Consider the following 14,979-nt stretch of genomic DNA (forward strand, 5'->3'; position numbering starts at 1 on the left):
CATGAACACCACTTCCAAACCGGGTGCTGCGGTGCCCAAGGGACCAGGTCTGTGGACCGTGCGGGGAGCCATTCCTCGCCAGCTCTATTGGGCGCTGGCCTTGATCGGTTTGCTCGCACCTTTGCTGGGGTGGTGGTTGGCGACCAGCGTCAGTGGCGCGGATACGGTCTTCCTTCCTTCGCCTGGCAAGGTTTGGGAGCGTGTGCATGACTGGTGGGCCACCGGTGGCTTGGGTGGGGACATCGCCATCTCGGTCTACCGGGTGGTCGGCGGCTTTGCTTTGTCGGCCGCGATCGCCTTGCCACTGGGCTTGATGATCGGCTCCTTCCGCGCGGTGCAGGCCCTGCTGGAGCCGCTCACCGACTTCATTCGCTACATGCCCGCGGTGGCCTTCATTCCCCTGGTCATGTTGTGGGTGGGCATTGAGGAGTCCTCCAAGATCGCCATCATCTTCATTGGCACCTTCTTTCAGATGGTGTTGATGGTGGCCGAAGACGTGCGGCGCGTGCCGCTGGCCCAGATCGAAGCGGCGCAGACCATGGGCGCCACCCGCACCGAGTTGATCGAAAAGGTCATCTTCCCATCGGCCAAGCCAGCCTTGCTGGACACCCTGCGTGTGACCATGGGTTGGGCTTGGACCTATCTGGTCGTGGCCGAACTGGTGGCGGCCAACAGCGGCTTGGGCTATGCCATCTTGAAGGCGCAGCGCTTCTTGCAAACCGACAAGATCTTCGCCGGCATCATCCTGATCGGCTTGATTGGCTTGATCACCGATCAGCTGTTCCGCCTGGCGCATCGCAAAGCCTTTCCTTGGCTGTACCTGAAAGGCTGAACATGAACAAGATCGACGTTCGCCACGTGTTCAAGCGCTTTGAGGGCGCGGCCACCGATGCCTTGCAGGATGTGAGCTTGAGCATCGCGCCCAATGAGTTTGTGACCTTTGTGGGCGCATCGGGCTGCGGCAAGTCCACCCTGTTGCGCACCATTGGGGGCCTGGAGCACCACACTGCGGGTGAGTTGCTGGTCAACGGTCAGCCCATTGCCGGGCCGGGGCCCGACCGCGCCATGGTGTTCCAGCATTACAGCCTGTATCCCTGGATGAGCGTGCGCGACAACATCAAGTTCTGTCGCCAGCTGCAGGTCCACACGAAAGACCGCAGCAGTGCCGATGTCGAAGCCGCAGCGGGTCGGGCCGACGCCTTGCTGCGCCTGATGGGCTTGAGCCAAGCGGCTGACGCCTGGCCCAACCAATTGTCTGGCGGCATGCAGCAGCGCGTGGCGATTGCCCGTGCGCTGATGGGCCGCCCCGACATCTTGTTGATGGACGAACCCTTTGGGGCCTTGGATGCGCAAACACGCGAAGTGATGCACGACCTCATTCGCCACGTGCACCGCCTGGAAAAGTCCACCATCGTGTTTGTGACGCACGATGTGGAAGAGGCCATTTACCTGGGGCAGCGCATCGTGTTGATGGCACCTCGCCCCGGTCGCATCGACACCATCTACGACGTGCCCCTGCCTGCCGAGCGCACGCAGGACATGAAACACGCGCCTGAGTTCCTGAGCCTGAAGCGAACCATTCTGGATCGCATCCGCGAGACCTCGGGCATGAAGACCGATCTGGACCTGTTGGACCAGTTGTCACGCACCGCACAAGTTTGAGTCGATTTTGAGCCCATTGGCGTTCCTGCGAACCCCAGAAAGCACCCACCATGTCAGAGCACACGTTGGACAACCCCCCCGTCAATCAACCCGTTGACGCCATCGCGCATTGGAAGCGCTTTGCCCCCGATCTGCCCGCTGAACAAGTCGTCTTCAGTGAAGTGGTGCCCGGTGGTGGCCATTGGAGCTGGCGCCTGAGCCGAGGCATGGCCTTGCGCTTTGTGGCCCTGGATGCCGGTGCCAATTGCTCGGTGGTGCTGTATGCCGCGCATGACAAGCTCGAGCGCTACAACATGCCCGACTCGCTCAAGGCGCAACACACGGCACACTATGAGCGCGGCCATGTCTTGATGAGTGACATGGGCCGCTCGATGGCCTCGTTCACGCAAGACACCTTGGGTTGGCATGACCCCCTGGGCGCTTTGCTGGACAACCGCCGCATGCACGCCCGTTATGGCCAGCAACGGTTCGAGTCGCATCGCAACGCCATGTATCGCAGTGGCCGCGATGGCTTGCTGATCGAGATCGGCAAACATGGCCTGAGCTCACGCGACCTGATCGCACCGGTCAACCTGTTCAGCAAGGTCAGTGTGGATGAAGCGGGGCGCTTCCATTTCCATGCCGACCACTGCCAGCCTGGTGCCATGGTGGAGTTGCGGCTGGACATGGATGTGATCGTGGCCATCTCGACCGCTCCGCATGCACTCGACCCGCGCGCCAGCTATGCCCCCGGCAAGGTCGGCATCGCGGCCTGGCGTTGTGGCCCTGCGCCCGCTGACGACTTCTGCCGCCACTTCCGACCCGAGTGCGCCCGCGCCCATCACAACAGCGACATCCTGGCTTTGTGCTGAAGAGACTGCATCATGAATCAGACCCTGACCGCTGACCCCGCACTGGCCACGCTGAAGGCCAGCCCCCTCGATCCGGCCCAAGCCACCTTGCGCCACCGACAGCCGGCCGGCGAGCCCTGGCTGACAGAAATCAAAGCGGGCCAAACGGTGCGCATCGTCGACCTGGAAGGCAATCAGGCGGTCGACATCATCTTCTACAACCGCCATGAGGTGGGCGAGCACTACAGCGCCACCGACACCATGTTGAACCAAGGCGGCATCTACCTGAGCACGGGCTCGGTGTTGCTGAGCAACGAAGGCCGCCCCATGCTCACCATCGTGGCCGACACCTGTGGCCGGCATGACACCCTGGGTGGCGCCTGTGCCTCAGAGAGCAACACCGTGCGCTATGCCCTGCAAAAGAAGTTCATGCACTCCTGCCGCGACAACTACCTGCTGGCCATGGCCCAGGTGGACGCGGGCTTGAGCAAACGCGACTTGGTGCCCAACGTCAACTTCTTCATGAACGTGCCTGTCACCCCCGAGGGGGGCTTGAAGTTTGACGATGGCGTGTCGGCGCCCGGCAAGTATGTGGAGTTTCGCGCCGAGATGGATTTGTGGATGCTGGTGTCGAACTGTCCGCAATTGAACAACCCTTGCAATGCCTACAACCCCACGCCAGTGGAGTTCGTGGTGTGGGATGCCTGCCATGTTTGACAAGGTTCTGATTGCGAACCGCGGCGCCATTGCGTGCCGCATCATCCGCACGCTCAAGCAACTGGGCATCCGCAGTGTGGCCATCTACTCCGAGGCCGATGCCGCCTCACGCCATGTGCGCGAAGCCGACGAAGCCTATTGCGTGGGCCCTGCCTTGGCCGCCGACAGCTACCTCAAGCAAGACACCATCTTGGCCATTGCCAAGCAGTGTGGGGTGCAGGGCATTCACCCGGGCTACGGCTTCCTGTCTGAAAACGCCGGCTTTGCCCAGGCTTGCGAGGACGCGGGCATTGCCTTCATCGGCCCTGCCGCCTCCCACATGCGCGCCTTTGGCCTGAAACACACTGCGCGTGAACTGGCCGAGCGGTGCGAAGTGCCCTTGCTGCCCGGCAGCGGCTTGTTGACCGATGTGCAGCATGCCCAACACGAGGCCGCCCGCATTGGCTACCCGGTCATGCTCAAGAGCACCGCCGGTGGCGGGGGCATTGGCATGCGCCTGGTGCGAAACGATGCAGAGCTGGCCGAAGCCTTCGCGTCGGTGCAGCGTCTGGCCAGCGCCAACTTCAAAGACGCCGGTCTGTTTCTGGAAAAGTTTGTGGAACAGGCGCGCCACATCGAGGTGCAAGTGTTCGGTGACGGCCAAGGCCAGGTCATCGCCCTGGGTGAGCGCGATTGCTCTGTGCAACGGCGCAATCAGAAGGTCATCGAAGAAACCCCCGCGCCCGGTTTGTCAGACGCACAGCGCACCACCTTGCACGCCACCGCGGTGCGCCTGGCCCAAGCGGTGAACTACCGCAGTGCCGGCACGGTGGAGTTTGTGTACGACGCGCAAACCGGTGCCTTTTACTTCCTGGAGGTCAACACACGCTTGCAGGTGGAGCACGGTGTGACCGAACAGGTCAGCGGCGTCGATCTGGTGGCCTGGATGGTGCTGCTGGCCAGCGGCGATCTGCCTCCCTTGGCCAGCCTGCAACCCCAACTCGAAGGCGCGTCGATTCAAGTGCGCCTGTATGCCGAAGACCCGGCGCGGCAGTTCCAGCCCAGCACTGGGGTCTTGACCGAAGTGGTGTTTCCCGCCGATGCCCGTGTCGACACCTGGGTGGAACGCGGCACCGAGGTGCCCGCCTATTACGACCCCATGCTGGCCAAGATCATCGTCACCGCTCGCAACCGTGCACAGGCGCTGGTCAAGCTCAAGCAGGCCCTCGATCACACCCGCGTGTCAGGCATTGAAACCAACCTTGATTACCTGCGGCAGATCATCCGCGACCCGGTGTTTGATCAGGGCAAGCAGATCACCCGCTTCCTGAGCACGCTGCGTTATCAAGCTCAAGCGCTGGAGGTGCTGGACGCCGGTGTGCAAACCACTGTGCAAGACTGGCCCGGCCGACTGGGCCATTGGGATGTGGGCGTGCCCCCATCCGGCCCCATGGACGCCTATGCCCACCGCGTGGCCAACGCCCTGGTGGGCAACACTCCCGATGCCGCGGCGCTGGAGTGCACCATGAGTGGCCCCACCTTGCGCTTTCATGCCGATGCCGTGATCGCGGTCACCGGTGCGCCGGTGAGTGTGAAGGTCGATGGTCAAACCGTGCCCATGTGGCAATCGCATCGCGTGCGGGCCGGCAGCGTGCTCAGCGTGGGGCGCGTGCAAGACACGGGTTGCCGCGTCAGCATTGCCGTGGGCGGCGGGCTGGATGTGCCGCTTTACCTAGAGAGCCGCAGCACCTTCACCCTGGGGCAGTTTGGCGGGCATGCGGGTCGCACCTTGCGCGTGGGCGACATGCTGCATCTGCTGCAAGCCGGGCAGGGCAGGGAAGGGGTGTCGGCGCCCACCGCGCTGGTGCCGGTCATTGCTCACCATTGGGACATTGGCGTCTTGTATGGACCCCATGGCGCGCCTGACTTTTTTCTGGATGAAGACATTCAGACCTTCTTTGACACGGACTGGAAGGTTCACTACAACTCCAGCCGAACCGGCGTGCGGCTGATCGGGCCCAAGCCGACATGGGCACGCACCGATGGGGGCGAGGCCGGTTTGCATCCGTCCAACATCCATGACAACGCCTATGCCATTGGCGCCATCGACTTCACGGGCGACATGCCGGTGATCCTCGGCCCCGATGGCCCCAGCCTGGGCGGCTTTGTCTGCCCCGCCGTGGTCGTGCAAGCCGAGCTGTGGAAGATGGGCCAACTGCGCCCGGGCGACACGATTCGCTTCCATCGCATCAGCGTGGCGCAGGCCTTGGCTCGGCAAGCGCAGCAAGAAGAGGCCTTGTCTAGCCTGGCCCGATTGGGTGAGGCCAGCCCCGCCACCTTGCCGGCTGTGCCGAAGGATGAGCATCAAGCCTGCGTCAGCCCCATCATCCACGAGCAGCCAGCCCAGGGCGATGCCCCCGCCTTGGTGGTGCGCCAGGCAGGCGACCGCTATGTGCTGATCGAACTCGGGGCGCTGGTGTTGGACATCGAGCTGCGCCTGCGCGTGCATGTGTTGATGACGGCCCTCCAAGCCCTGCAAGCCCAAGGCGAGCTCGACGGCATCATCGACCTGACACCGGGCATCCGCTCGCTGCAAGTGCACTTTGACCCCGCTCGTTTGCCCAGAGAGCAACTGTTGGCCGTGGTGCTGAAGGCGCATGCGCAAGCACCCGCTGTGGATGACATGGTGGTGCCCAGCCGCATCGTGCATCTGCCCTTGGCCTGGGACGATTCACAAACCCGCCTGGCCATTGAAAAGTACACCCAGTCGGTGCGACCTGATGCCCCCTGGTGCCCCAGCAACATCGAGTTCATTCGCCGCATCAATGGCTTGGACAGCACCGAGGCCGTGCAGAAGATGTTCTTCGACACGCGCTACCTGGTCATGGGCCTGGGCGATGTGTACCTGGGTGCGCCCGTGGCCACCCCCTTGGACCCACGCCAACGCCTGGTCACCACCAAATACAACCCCGCCCGCACGTGGACGCCGGAGAACGCCGTGGGCATTGGTGGGGCCTACCTGTGTGTGTATGGCATGGAAGGCCCCGGCGGCTATCAATTCGTGGGCCGCACGGTGCAAATGTGGAACCGCTGGCGCCATGGCACGCAGGCCGGGCCCGAATTCAGCCAACCCTGGTTGCTGCGTTTCTTTGATCAATTGCACTTCTACCCCGTCAGCGAGGCCGAACTGATGCAGTGGCGTGCCGACTTCCCGCTGGGGCGTCGTCAGTTGCGCATTGAAGAAACGCAGTTCAGCCTCAAGGACTACCGCGCCTTCCTGGCCCGAGAAGCCGAGTCGATTGCCACGTTCAAGGCCCAGCAGCAAGCGGCGTTTGAAGCCGAGCGTGAACGCTGGCGTGCAGCCGGTCAGGCTGAGTATGTGAGCGACGATGCCGAAACAAGCGCTACTGCCGAGGAAGACGACCGACCCGAGTCGGCCCACGCGGTGGCATCGGCCGTACAAGGCAGTGTCTGGCAGGTCCTGGTCAAAGAGGGCGATGCGGTCAAGGCGGGCGACACCCTGATCGTGGTCGAGTCCATGAAGATGGAGTTTGCGGTCACGGCGACCCAAGACGGCACCGTCTGGCGCGTGACTTGCAAGGAAGGTGGTGCCGTTCAGGCAGGACAGGACGTGGTGGTGTTGACATGAGTGAGAAGCCCATGGGGGTCGACCTGTCGACCCTGTCGTTTGATATTCAAACCCTGAGCCACGCGCTTCAGGGGGGCGCCATCACCCCGGTCGATGTGGTGCATGAAGTGCTGCGTCGCATCGATTCGGACCCGCACAATGCCTGGATTGCCGTGCACGATCACGACGTGCTGTTGCAGATGGCCGAGACCCTCTTGGCTGCTGGGCCTGAGGGCAAACCGTTGTATGGCTTGCCCTTTGCTGTGAAGGACAACATCGATCTGGCCGGCTTGCCCACCACGGCAGCCTGTCCTGCATACGCCTACCGGCCGCAAGACAGCGCCCATGTCGTGCAAAGGCTGGTAGAAGCCGGCGCCATACCGATTGGCAAGACCAATCTGGATCAGTTTGCCACTGGCCTCAATGGCACCCGCTCGCCCTATGGTGCTTGCCACAATGCCTTTGACCCGCGCTACATTTCGGGGGGCTCCAGTTCGGGCTCTGCCGTGTCGGTTGCGCTGGGGCAAGTCAGTTTTGCCTTGGGCACCGACACAGCGGGTTCGGGCCGCGTCCCGGCGGCTTTCAACAACCTGATCGGACTCAAGCCCACGTGTGGGTTGCTGAGCACCTCAGGGGTGGTGCCGGCCTGTCGGTCCCTGGATACGGTCTCCATCTTTGCGCTGACGGCTGGCGATGCGCACCGCGTGTTCGGCGTGGCCTTGAGCTTTGACCCGGCTGACCCCTATGCCCGCCCTGCCCAAGCGCATGGATTCGACTTCGGTCAAGCCCCAACGGCAGATGTGCGGATGGGTGTGCCCCTGAAGGCCCAACTCGAGTTCTTTGGTGATGCGGCTTATGCCCAGGCCTTTGACGATGCCGTGGAGCAGGCTCGATCCCTGGGGGTGCAGATCATCGAGGTCGATGTCTCCCCCTTGTTGGAGGCGGCGCGCCTCTTGTACGGTGGGCCTTGGGTGGCCGAGCGGTATCAGGCGATTCGCGAGTTCATTGAGGCCCAGCCCGACGCGGTGTTTCCCATCACGCGGGAGATCACGTTGGAAGGCGCCAAACCGCTGGCGGCCGATGCCTTTGCCGCGCAGTATCGGCTCAAGGCCCTTCAGCGCGAAGCGGCCACGCTGTGGCAGCAGGTCGATGTGCTGTTGACGCCCACCGCGCCAACACACCCCACGATTGACGAGATGCTGGCTTCGCCGAAGGCACGCAACACGGAGTTGGGCCATTACACCAACTACATGAACCTGCTGGACTGTGCTGCGGTGGCCGTGCCGTCCGGCTTTGTCCACGATCTGCCTTTTGGTGTGACCTTGGTGGCCCCCGCGCATCAAGATGTGCCGCTGCTGCGTCTGGCTGAAAAGTGGCAATGCGCCCTGCAGGGCCGCGCCGCCACCCTGGGCGCCACCTCGCAGCCTTTGCCCCAAGCCGACGTCGTGCCCGCTGCGGTGCCATCGGGACAGGTTCGCGTGGCGGTGTGTGGTGCGCACCTGCACGGTCAGCCTTTGAATTGGCAGCTCACCCAGCGTGGCGGGCGTCGGGTGCTGTGCACCCACACGGCCCCGGTCTACAAGCTCTATGCCCTCGACAGTGGGGGCGCCCCGGTCAAGCGCCCTGGCTTGGTCAAAGTCGGGCCCGACGAAGGCGGTGCCGCCATCGAGGTGGAAGTGTGGGAGCTACCCGTTCAGCACTTCGGCAGCTTTGTGGCTGGCATTCCGGCGCCACTGGGCATCGGCACCACGGTGCTGGCCAATGGCAGTACCGTGCCCGGATTCATTTGTGAGCCCGATGGATTGCGGGGGGCCACCGACATCACCGCGTATGGCGGTTGGCGTGCCTGGTTGGGCCGCCCCCAATGACGCAGTTCAGGCGCGCAGACGGGCCAGCGCCGCGCTGGTCAGTTGTCCCACCTGCTCCAGGAACTCCACCCCCATCTCGGCGGTGTAGCGGGTAGGATCGGGCGAACCCAGCACCAGCAGGCCGAAACACTCGCCCTCGTGGCGCAGCGGAATCATGGCCAGCGAGGTGACGGTGTGCGCGTCGTCCAGCCACTTGGCGGCCTCGAAATTGGAGTTGATGCCGCAATACGGGTGGGTCAGGCTGCCGGCAAAGCTGCGCACGTCGTCGCTCACATCTTGCGTGCAGGGCAGGTCTTTCAGGTGCGCATGCAGCGGGTGGTTCTCGGTGGACCACAGGCGCACGGCCGCCACCGGGATCAGGAAGCGATCACGCAAGGCGTTGAGCAACACATCGGCCAAGGTGGTGTCTTCGTGCGCCAGCAGCACGGTGTGCACCCATTGGTGCAGCCGATCGGCAATGGCTTCGTTTTCCTGCCCGTGGCGAATCATTTCAATGATGCGACGCTCCAGCCCTTTGATCTTGTCGCGCAGCATTTCCATCTGGCGCTCTTGCAAGGACACGGCACGCTGGCCGTGCGGGCTGGTCAGCTGGATGGAGGCCAGCAACTGCGCCTGACGTTCGAAAAAGCCAGGCGTGTGAATCAGGTAGTTCGCAATGTCGTCTTCGGTGATGCCTTGCGTGGTCATGGTGTCTACAGTGCTGCTCACAGTTGGGGTACCTCAATCTCGCCATCAAACACTTTGACGGCCGGGCCCGTCATCATCACCGATTGTCCGGGGCCAGCCCAGCTGATCGTCAGCCGACCGCCACGCATGTCGACGTCGACTGTCTGGTCCAACCAACCCAGTCGAATGCCCGCCACCACGGCGGCACAGGCGCCCGAACCGCACGCCAGAGTTTCGCCGCTGCCACGCTCAAACACGCGCAGCTTGATGTGGCTGCGGCTGACCACTTCCATGAAGCCCGCGTTGACGCGGCGGGGGAAGCGGGCGTGGCTTTCGATCTGCGGACCCAACTCGTCGACCGGGGCCTGATCCACGTTGTCTACTCGCAGCACGGCGTGTGGATTGCCCATGGACACCACGGCCACATTCACCGGGTGGTTGGCCAACTCGATGGGCCACAGTTCGCAGCCATGAATCAGCTCGGGTGTGAGGCCTTGGCCATCGAAGGGCACCTCGGCGGGCACCAGGAAGGGTGGGCCCATGTCGACCATGACGCGGCCGTCGCTTTGCAGCGTGGGCTCGATGATGGCCTTCATGGTTTGAACGCGGATGCGGTCCTGGGTGGTCAGGCCGGCATCGCGAACATAGCGCGCAAAGCAGCGGGCGCCGTTACCGCACTGTTCCACCTCGCCGCCATCGGCGTTGATGATGCGGTAGGTGAAGTCGGTGCCGGCAGCAGGGTTGCCGGGCTCGACGATCAGGATCTGGTCGGCCCCGATGCCGAAACGGCGGTCGGCCAGGAAACGGTATTGCGCCTCGCTCAAAGGCAAGGGCGCGCGGGTGGCGTCGAGCACGATGAAATCGTTGCCGGCACCATGCATTTTGGTAAAGCGCAGCTTCATGCCGCCATTATGGGGCGCCCAGGCGCGAGGTCAGGCAGGCCCTGAGGGCTGACGGGTCAATACAGACCGGGCTCGCCCTCGGGGCGGGTCTTGAAGCGCTTGTGCACCCACAGGTACTGAGCGGGTTGCTTGAGGATTTCCCGCTCGATCAACTGGTTCAAGCGAGCGGTGTCCGCTTGCGCATCCGCCGTCGGGAAGTGCGGGATGGCGGGCAGGAAGCGGATGCGCCAGCCCTGGCCCTGAGGCAGGGTTTCGGCAATCACGGGTTGCACCACCATGTTCAGGGCCCGTGCCATGCGAGATGGGGCCAACAAGGTGGCGGCCGGCACGCCGAAGAAGGGCACGAAGGCGGCATCCTGCATGCCGAAGTCCATGTCGGGCAAGTTGAAGAATCCGCGGCCTTCTTGCTTGATGGCGCGAAACAGCGGTTTGATGGAGTCGCTGCGCGGGAAAATTTCGGCATTGCCGAAACGCAGTCGGCCCTTCTTCATCAAGACATCGATGACCGGGTTGCTCTGGGTCTGGTAGATCGAGGCGCCTGGGCGCTTCTGGCACAGCAGAATCGAAGCGCCGGCCACATCCAGGCTCACGAAGTGAGGGCACAGCCACATGGTGGAGCGGCCGCTGGTCTGGTACTCGCGCTCGGCCAATTCAATGTCGCCTTCGACTTGAATGAGGCGCTTGATGCGTTCGGGGGGCGACCACCACAGCATGGCCCGTTCCAGCAGGCTGCGGGTCAACCAGATGAAATGCTCGCGTGCAATGGCCTCGCGTTCGGCGGCGGTTTTCTGCGGGAAACACAACTCGAGGTTGCGCAAGGCAATGCGACGGCGCGAGCCGGCCACACGGTACAGCACTTTGCCCAGGGCGGCGCCCAGGCGTGCCAGCACGGGCAGCGGCAGCCATTGCAACAGCCACAAAATGGCCAAAGCGAGTCGCACGCCCAAATTGCTCAAAGCGGACTTCATGTACCAGCTCCGGGTTTGGCATCCGCGCTGGTCAGAATCTCGGCGCGGGGGCCCTTGTAGCGGTTGTAGCCCCACAAATACTGCTCGGGTGCTTGCATGATCAGGTCTTCCATCAGCCGGTTCACGGCGGCCGCGGATTGTGCCGCATCACCGCCAGCCAGCACTTGCTCGACATCAGGAGACACGCGACTGGCGTGCACGATGTAGTCGCAACCCAGGCGCGCGCGCGCCACAGGTCCGAGCCGTTCGCCACGCAGCAGGACCACGGCGCAGCGGGTTTGCGCCACCAGTTTGGCGGCCATGGTCATGGTGTAGGCCTGGCGCCCGAAAAAGGGCGCCCACACCCCCATGCCCTCGGGCGGCACCTGGTCGGGCAGCAGGCCCACCGTCTCGCCGCCCTTCAGGGCCCGTAGCATTTGCCGCACGCCGCTCAAGGTGGCGGGGCTGGTCAGCATGCCGGGTCGGTTGCGTGAGTCGCGCATCATGTCAGCCAGCCAGGCCTGTTTGGCCGGCCGGTACAGCGCTGTGATGGGTTTGTGTTGGCCAAAACGCTCGGCGTAGGCCTGGGCCGTGACTTCGAAGCAACCCAGGTGGGGGGTGAGCAGCAGGAGGCCGCGCCCTTCGCTCAGGGCTTGTTCAACCGCTTCGGGGTGGCGCCATTGCACGCTGGAGCCCAGTGCCTGCTCGCGCGGGCGGCCCCACAGTCGCGGCAATTCGCCCACCATCTTGCCGGCGTGGGCCACGGCCTGCCAGCGCTGCCAGGTGCTCAGGCCCGCCGCTGTCGTGTGGGCGATCATGCGCCGCCGATACGAGGGCGACAGCCAGTAAGTCAGCCACCCCAGCAGGCTGCCTAGCGGGTGCAGCACAGCCAGAGGCCAGCGAGACAACAAGAAAAACAGTCGAGCCATGAACGATCAAGGTGTCGCAATTTGGCCACCGGCCTGCGTTGCGTCAAGGGATGCCACCGAATTACCCCCGATCTTCGCAGATTGCCCCGAAGGGATTTCGGTAGATTCGCTACACTGTACCCAGTCGCCGAGTTAACAGGACAACTTGCGGGGCGACTCAAAACAATGCCGCTAAAGCGTTCGCCGCTGATCGAGAGACTCCCCTCAGCCCTGGCGACGCAGCCGGTAACTGACTTGAACCAAGGAGCACTCTGTGGCGAACGATTACCTCTTCACTTCTGAATCCGTCTCTGAAGGCCATCCCGACAAGGTCGCCGACCAGATCTCGGATGCCATCCTCGACGCGATCTTCCAGCAAGACCCCAAGTCGCGCGTGGCGGCGGAAACCCTGTGCAACACGGGTCTGGTCGTGTTGGCGGGTGAAATCACCACCAACGCCCACGTCGACTACATCCAGGTCGCGCGTGACACCATCAAGCGCATTGGCTACGACAACACCGAGTACGGCATCGATTACAAGGGCTGTGCCGTGCTGGTGGCCTACGACAAGCAGTCCAACGACATCGCCCAAGGCGTGGACCACGCGTCGGACGACTACTTGAACATCGGCGCCGGTGACCAGGGCCTGATGTTCGGCTACGCCTGCGACGAAACGCCCGAGCTGATGCCCGCGCCCATCTATTACGCTCACCGTCTGGTCGAGCGCCAGGCCCAGCTGCGCAAGGATGGTCGTCTGCCCTTCCTGCGTCCCGATGCCAAGAGCCAGGTGACCATGCGCTATGTGGATGGCAAGCCCCACAGCATCGACACCGTGGTGCTGTCGACCCAGCACAGCCCCGAGTGGAGCCTGGGCGACAAGATGAAGCCCGAGTTCAACGAGGCCATCATCGAAGAGATCATCAAGCCCGTGTTGCCCAAGGAATGGCTGCAAAACACCCGCTACCTGATCAACCCCACTGGTCGCTTCGTGATCGGGGGCCCGCAAGGTGACTGTGGTCTGACCGGCCGCAAGATCATCGTCGACACCTACGGTGGCGCCTGCCCCCACGGCGGTGGTGCCTTCTCGGGTAAAGACCCATCCAAGGTCGATCGCTCGGCTGCTTATGCCGCTCGTTATGTGGCCAAGAACATCGTGGCCGCCGGTCTGGCCAAGCAGTGCCAGGTGCAAGTGGCCTATGCCATTGGCGTGGCCCAGCCCATGAACATCACGGTCTACACCGAAGGCACAGGCGTCATTCCTGACGAGAAGCTGTCGCAAATCGTGGCCGAAGCCGGCATCTTCGATCTGCGCCCGAAGGGCATCATCCAGATGCTGGACCTGTTGCGCCCGATCTACTCCAAGACCGCCGCCTATGGTCACTTCGGTCGCGAAGAGCCCGAGTTCACCTGGGAGCGCACCGACAAGGCTGCCGCCCTGCGCGCGGCTGCGGGTTTGTGACCGATTTGCCCCGGTTTTCCGGGGCCTGACGGGCTTGCGTGACTTTTGTCACTTCGCTGCCATCAGGATTTGCCGATAAGTCATTGGGGGTAAGTACTATCGTCAGATAGGCCTGCCCCCAAGGCATCATGGGTCCAATTGTTGTCGCCATGCGAAAGAAAATCTCGGTCAGTCAGTTGCGTATTGGAATGTTCCTCGACGAGCTCTGCGGCTCGTGGTTGGACCATCCCTTTTGGAAGTCGGCATTCCTGCTGACCGACCCCAAGCAACTGCAGCAGATTCAGGAAAGCCGTGTCAAAGAGGTCTGGATCGACATTCGCAAGGGGCTGGACGTGCTGGAAGCCGAACCGGCCCCCCATCACACCGAGCGATTTGATGACGTCGAGGTAGAAGAGACCGACCGGCCGCAACCTGACGTGCCCATGCCCCCCGAGGTTGTTGCCAAGCCTCAGCCCAAACCCTGTTCGGTCAACGAGGAACTGGAGCGTGCTTCCAAAGTGCTGGCCGGAGCCATGCCTGCCATGCGCAGCATGTTCCAGGATGTGCGCCTGGGCAAGGCCATCGACACCGAGCATTGCTTGCCCATGGTGCAAGACATCGCTGACTCGGTGCAGCGCAACCCAGGTGCCATTGTCAGTCTGGCGCGTCTGAAAACCAGCGACGACTACACCTACATGCACTCGGTGGCCGTGTGCGCCCTGATGGTGGCCTTGGCCAAGCAATTGGGTTTGAACGAGGTCGATACCCGCGAAGCAGGCATGGCCGGCTTGGTGCACGACCTGGGCAAGGCGCTCATGCCCCTCGATGTGCTCAACAAACCCGGTGCGTTGACGAACGAAGAGTTCGCCATCATGAAAAAGCACCCTGAGGAAGGCCATCGCCTGCTGGTCGAGGGTCGAGGGGTCGGGCCAGTGCCGCTGGACGTCTGTCTGCACCATCACGAGAAGGTCAACGGCACAGGCTACCCGCACAAGCTCAAGGGTGACGAAATCAGCCAGTTCTCCAAGATGGGTGCGGTGTGTGACGTCTATGACGCCATCACCTCGAACCGCCCCTACAAGGCGGGTTGGGATCCGGCCGAGTCCATTCAGAAAATGGCTCAATGGACCAAGGATGGCCACTTTGACGAGCGCATCTTCCAGGCTTTCGTCAAGAGCATTGGCATCTACCCCATCGGGTCGCTGGTCAAGCTCAAATCGGGCCGCCTGGCGATCGTGATGGAACCCGGCACCACCTCCTTGGTGTGCCCGATCGTCAAGGTGTTCTTCTCGACCAAGTCGAATGAGCCCATTCCGCACGCGATCGTCAACCTGGGTGATCCCAAGGCCAATGATCAGATCATTGCGCGAGAAAACCCGGCGACCTGGGGTTTTCCGAATCTGGAAACCCTGTGGTCCAAGCCCGCTTGAGTGG

12 protein-coding genes are annotated in these 14,979 nt (G+C 63.0%); 8 read left to right on the forward strand and 4 right to left on the reverse strand.

Annotated elements, in window-relative coordinates:
* Position 1 precedes the first annotated feature (1 nt).
* From VFW72_RS05120 to atzF, 6 genes are read left to right on the forward strand one after another with little or no spacing between them, the layout of a single operon-like run.
* Positions 2 to 832, forward strand: a complete 831-nt coding sequence (locus VFW72_RS05120; RefSeq protein ID WP_329673193.1) for an ABC transporter permease — start codon at positions 2 to 4, stop codon at positions 830 to 832.
* Positions 833 to 834: 2 nt separating this feature from the next.
* Positions 835 to 1,662: an ABC transporter ATP-binding protein gene (locus VFW72_RS05125; RefSeq protein ID WP_329673194.1), complete on the forward strand. Its 828-nt coding sequence runs from the start codon at positions 835 to 837 to the stop codon at positions 1,660 to 1,662.
* Positions 1,663 to 1,712: 50 nt separating this feature from the next.
* Positions 1,713 to 2,513, forward strand: coding sequence for an urea amidolyase associated protein UAAP1 (locus tag VFW72_RS05130; RefSeq protein WP_329673195.1), 801 nt, complete (start codon positions 1,713 to 1,715; stop codon positions 2,511 to 2,513).
* Between the two features lie 12 nt (positions 2,514 to 2,525).
* Entirely contained in the window at positions 2,526 to 3,209 is a 684-nt protein-coding gene (locus VFW72_RS05135; protein ID WP_329673196.1) for an urea amidolyase associated protein UAAP2, read from the forward strand.
* Positions 3,202 to 6,837 (forward strand): urea carboxylase, encoded by a 3,636-nt coding sequence (uca, locus tag VFW72_RS05140; protein WP_329673197.1) that lies wholly within the window; start codon positions 3,202 to 3,204, stop codon positions 6,835 to 6,837. Before VFW72_RS05135 ends, uca begins: the two co-directional genes overlap by 8 nt.
* Complete coding sequence (atzF, locus tag VFW72_RS05145; RefSeq protein ID WP_329673198.1) at positions 6,834 to 8,684, forward strand: allophanate hydrolase; 1,851 nt, start codon at positions 6,834 to 6,836, stop codon at positions 8,682 to 8,684. Before uca ends, atzF begins: the two co-directional genes overlap by 4 nt.
* Before the next feature lie 6 nt (positions 8,685 to 8,690).
* On the opposite strand, the gene VFW72_RS05150 is transcribed toward atzF, so the two are convergent.
* The 4 genes from VFW72_RS05150 to VFW72_RS05165 are packed head-to-tail and all read right to left on the reverse strand — an operon-like array spanning position 8,691 to position 12,128.
* Entirely contained in the window at positions 8,691 to 9,371 is a 681-nt protein-coding gene (locus tag VFW72_RS05150) for a DUF484 family protein (protein WP_329673323.1), read from the reverse strand.
* A 17-nt stretch (positions 9,372 to 9,388) separates the two neighbouring features.
* Entirely contained in the window at positions 9,389 to 10,252 is an 864-nt protein-coding gene (gene dapF, locus VFW72_RS05155) for a diaminopimelate epimerase (RefSeq protein WP_329673199.1), read from the reverse strand.
* Positions 10,253 to 10,308: 56 nt separating this feature from the next.
* On the reverse strand, positions 10,309 to 11,220 hold the full coding sequence (locus VFW72_RS05160) for a lipid A biosynthesis acyltransferase (protein ID WP_329673200.1): 912 nt from the start codon (positions 11,218 to 11,220) through the stop codon (positions 10,309 to 10,311).
* Positions 11,217 to 12,128 carry a lysophospholipid acyltransferase family protein gene (locus VFW72_RS05165; RefSeq protein WP_329673201.1) on the reverse strand — a complete coding sequence of 304 codons (912 nt, stop codon included), beginning with the start codon at positions 12,126 to 12,128 and terminating at the stop codon, positions 11,217 to 11,219. The genes VFW72_RS05160 and VFW72_RS05165 overlap by 4 nt, the downstream gene beginning before the upstream one ends.
* 253 nt (positions 12,129 to 12,381) lie before the next feature.
* Between VFW72_RS05165 and metK the strand changes: the two genes are divergently transcribed.
* On the forward strand, positions 12,382 to 13,566 hold the full coding sequence (metK, locus tag VFW72_RS05170) for a methionine adenosyltransferase (protein WP_329673202.1): 1,185 nt from the start codon (positions 12,382 to 12,384) through the stop codon (positions 13,564 to 13,566).
* Between the two features lie 149 nt (positions 13,567 to 13,715).
* Positions 13,716 to 14,975 (forward strand): HD-GYP domain-containing protein, encoded by a 1,260-nt coding sequence (locus VFW72_RS05175; RefSeq protein ID WP_329673203.1) that lies wholly within the window; start codon positions 13,716 to 13,718, stop codon positions 14,973 to 14,975.
* Positions 14,976 to 14,979: the final 4 nt, after the last annotated feature.

Origin of the sequence: Aquabacterium sp., assembly GCF_036273115.1 — a bacterium.
Taxonomy (GTDB): domain Bacteria; phylum Pseudomonadota; class Gammaproteobacteria; order Burkholderiales; family Burkholderiaceae_C; genus Aquabacterium.

What these genes read in the sequence shown, in the direction of transcription:
- dapF (WP_329673199.1), bottom strand. Translation starts at nt 10,252, where the DNA reads ATGAAGCTGCGCTTTACCAAAATGCATGGTGCCGGCAACGATTTCATC.
- VFW72_RS05120 (WP_329673193.1), top strand. Translation starts at nt 2, where the DNA reads ATGAACACCACTTCCAAACCGGGTGCTGCGGTGCCCAAGGGACCAGGT.
- VFW72_RS05135 (WP_329673196.1), top strand. Translation starts at nt 2,526, where the DNA reads ATGAATCAGACCCTGACCGCTGACCCCGCACTGGCCACGCTGAAGGCC.
- VFW72_RS05150 (WP_329673323.1), bottom strand. Translation starts at nt 9,371, where the DNA reads ATGACCACGCAAGGCATCACCGAAGACGACATTGCGAACTACCTGATT.
- VFW72_RS05130 (WP_329673195.1), top strand. Translation starts at nt 1,713, where the DNA reads ATGTCAGAGCACACGTTGGACAACCCCCCCGTCAATCAACCCGTTGAC.
- VFW72_RS05165 (WP_329673201.1), bottom strand. Translation starts at nt 12,128, where the DNA reads ATGGCTCGACTGTTTTTCTTGTTGTCTCGCTGGCCTCTGGCTGTGCTG.
- uca (WP_329673197.1), top strand. Translation starts at nt 3,202, where the DNA reads ATGTTTGACAAGGTTCTGATTGCGAACCGCGGCGCCATTGCGTGCCGC.
- VFW72_RS05160 (WP_329673200.1), bottom strand. Translation starts at nt 11,220, where the DNA reads ATGAAGTCCGCTTTGAGCAATTTGGGCGTGCGACTCGCTTTGGCCATT.
- VFW72_RS05125 (WP_329673194.1), top strand. Translation starts at nt 835, where the DNA reads ATGAACAAGATCGACGTTCGCCACGTGTTCAAGCGCTTTGAGGGCGCG.
- atzF (WP_329673198.1), top strand. Translation starts at nt 6,834, where the DNA reads ATGAGTGAGAAGCCCATGGGGGTCGACCTGTCGACCCTGTCGTTTGAT.
- VFW72_RS05175 (WP_329673203.1), top strand. Translation starts at nt 13,716, where the DNA reads ATGCGAAAGAAAATCTCGGTCAGTCAGTTGCGTATTGGAATGTTCCTC.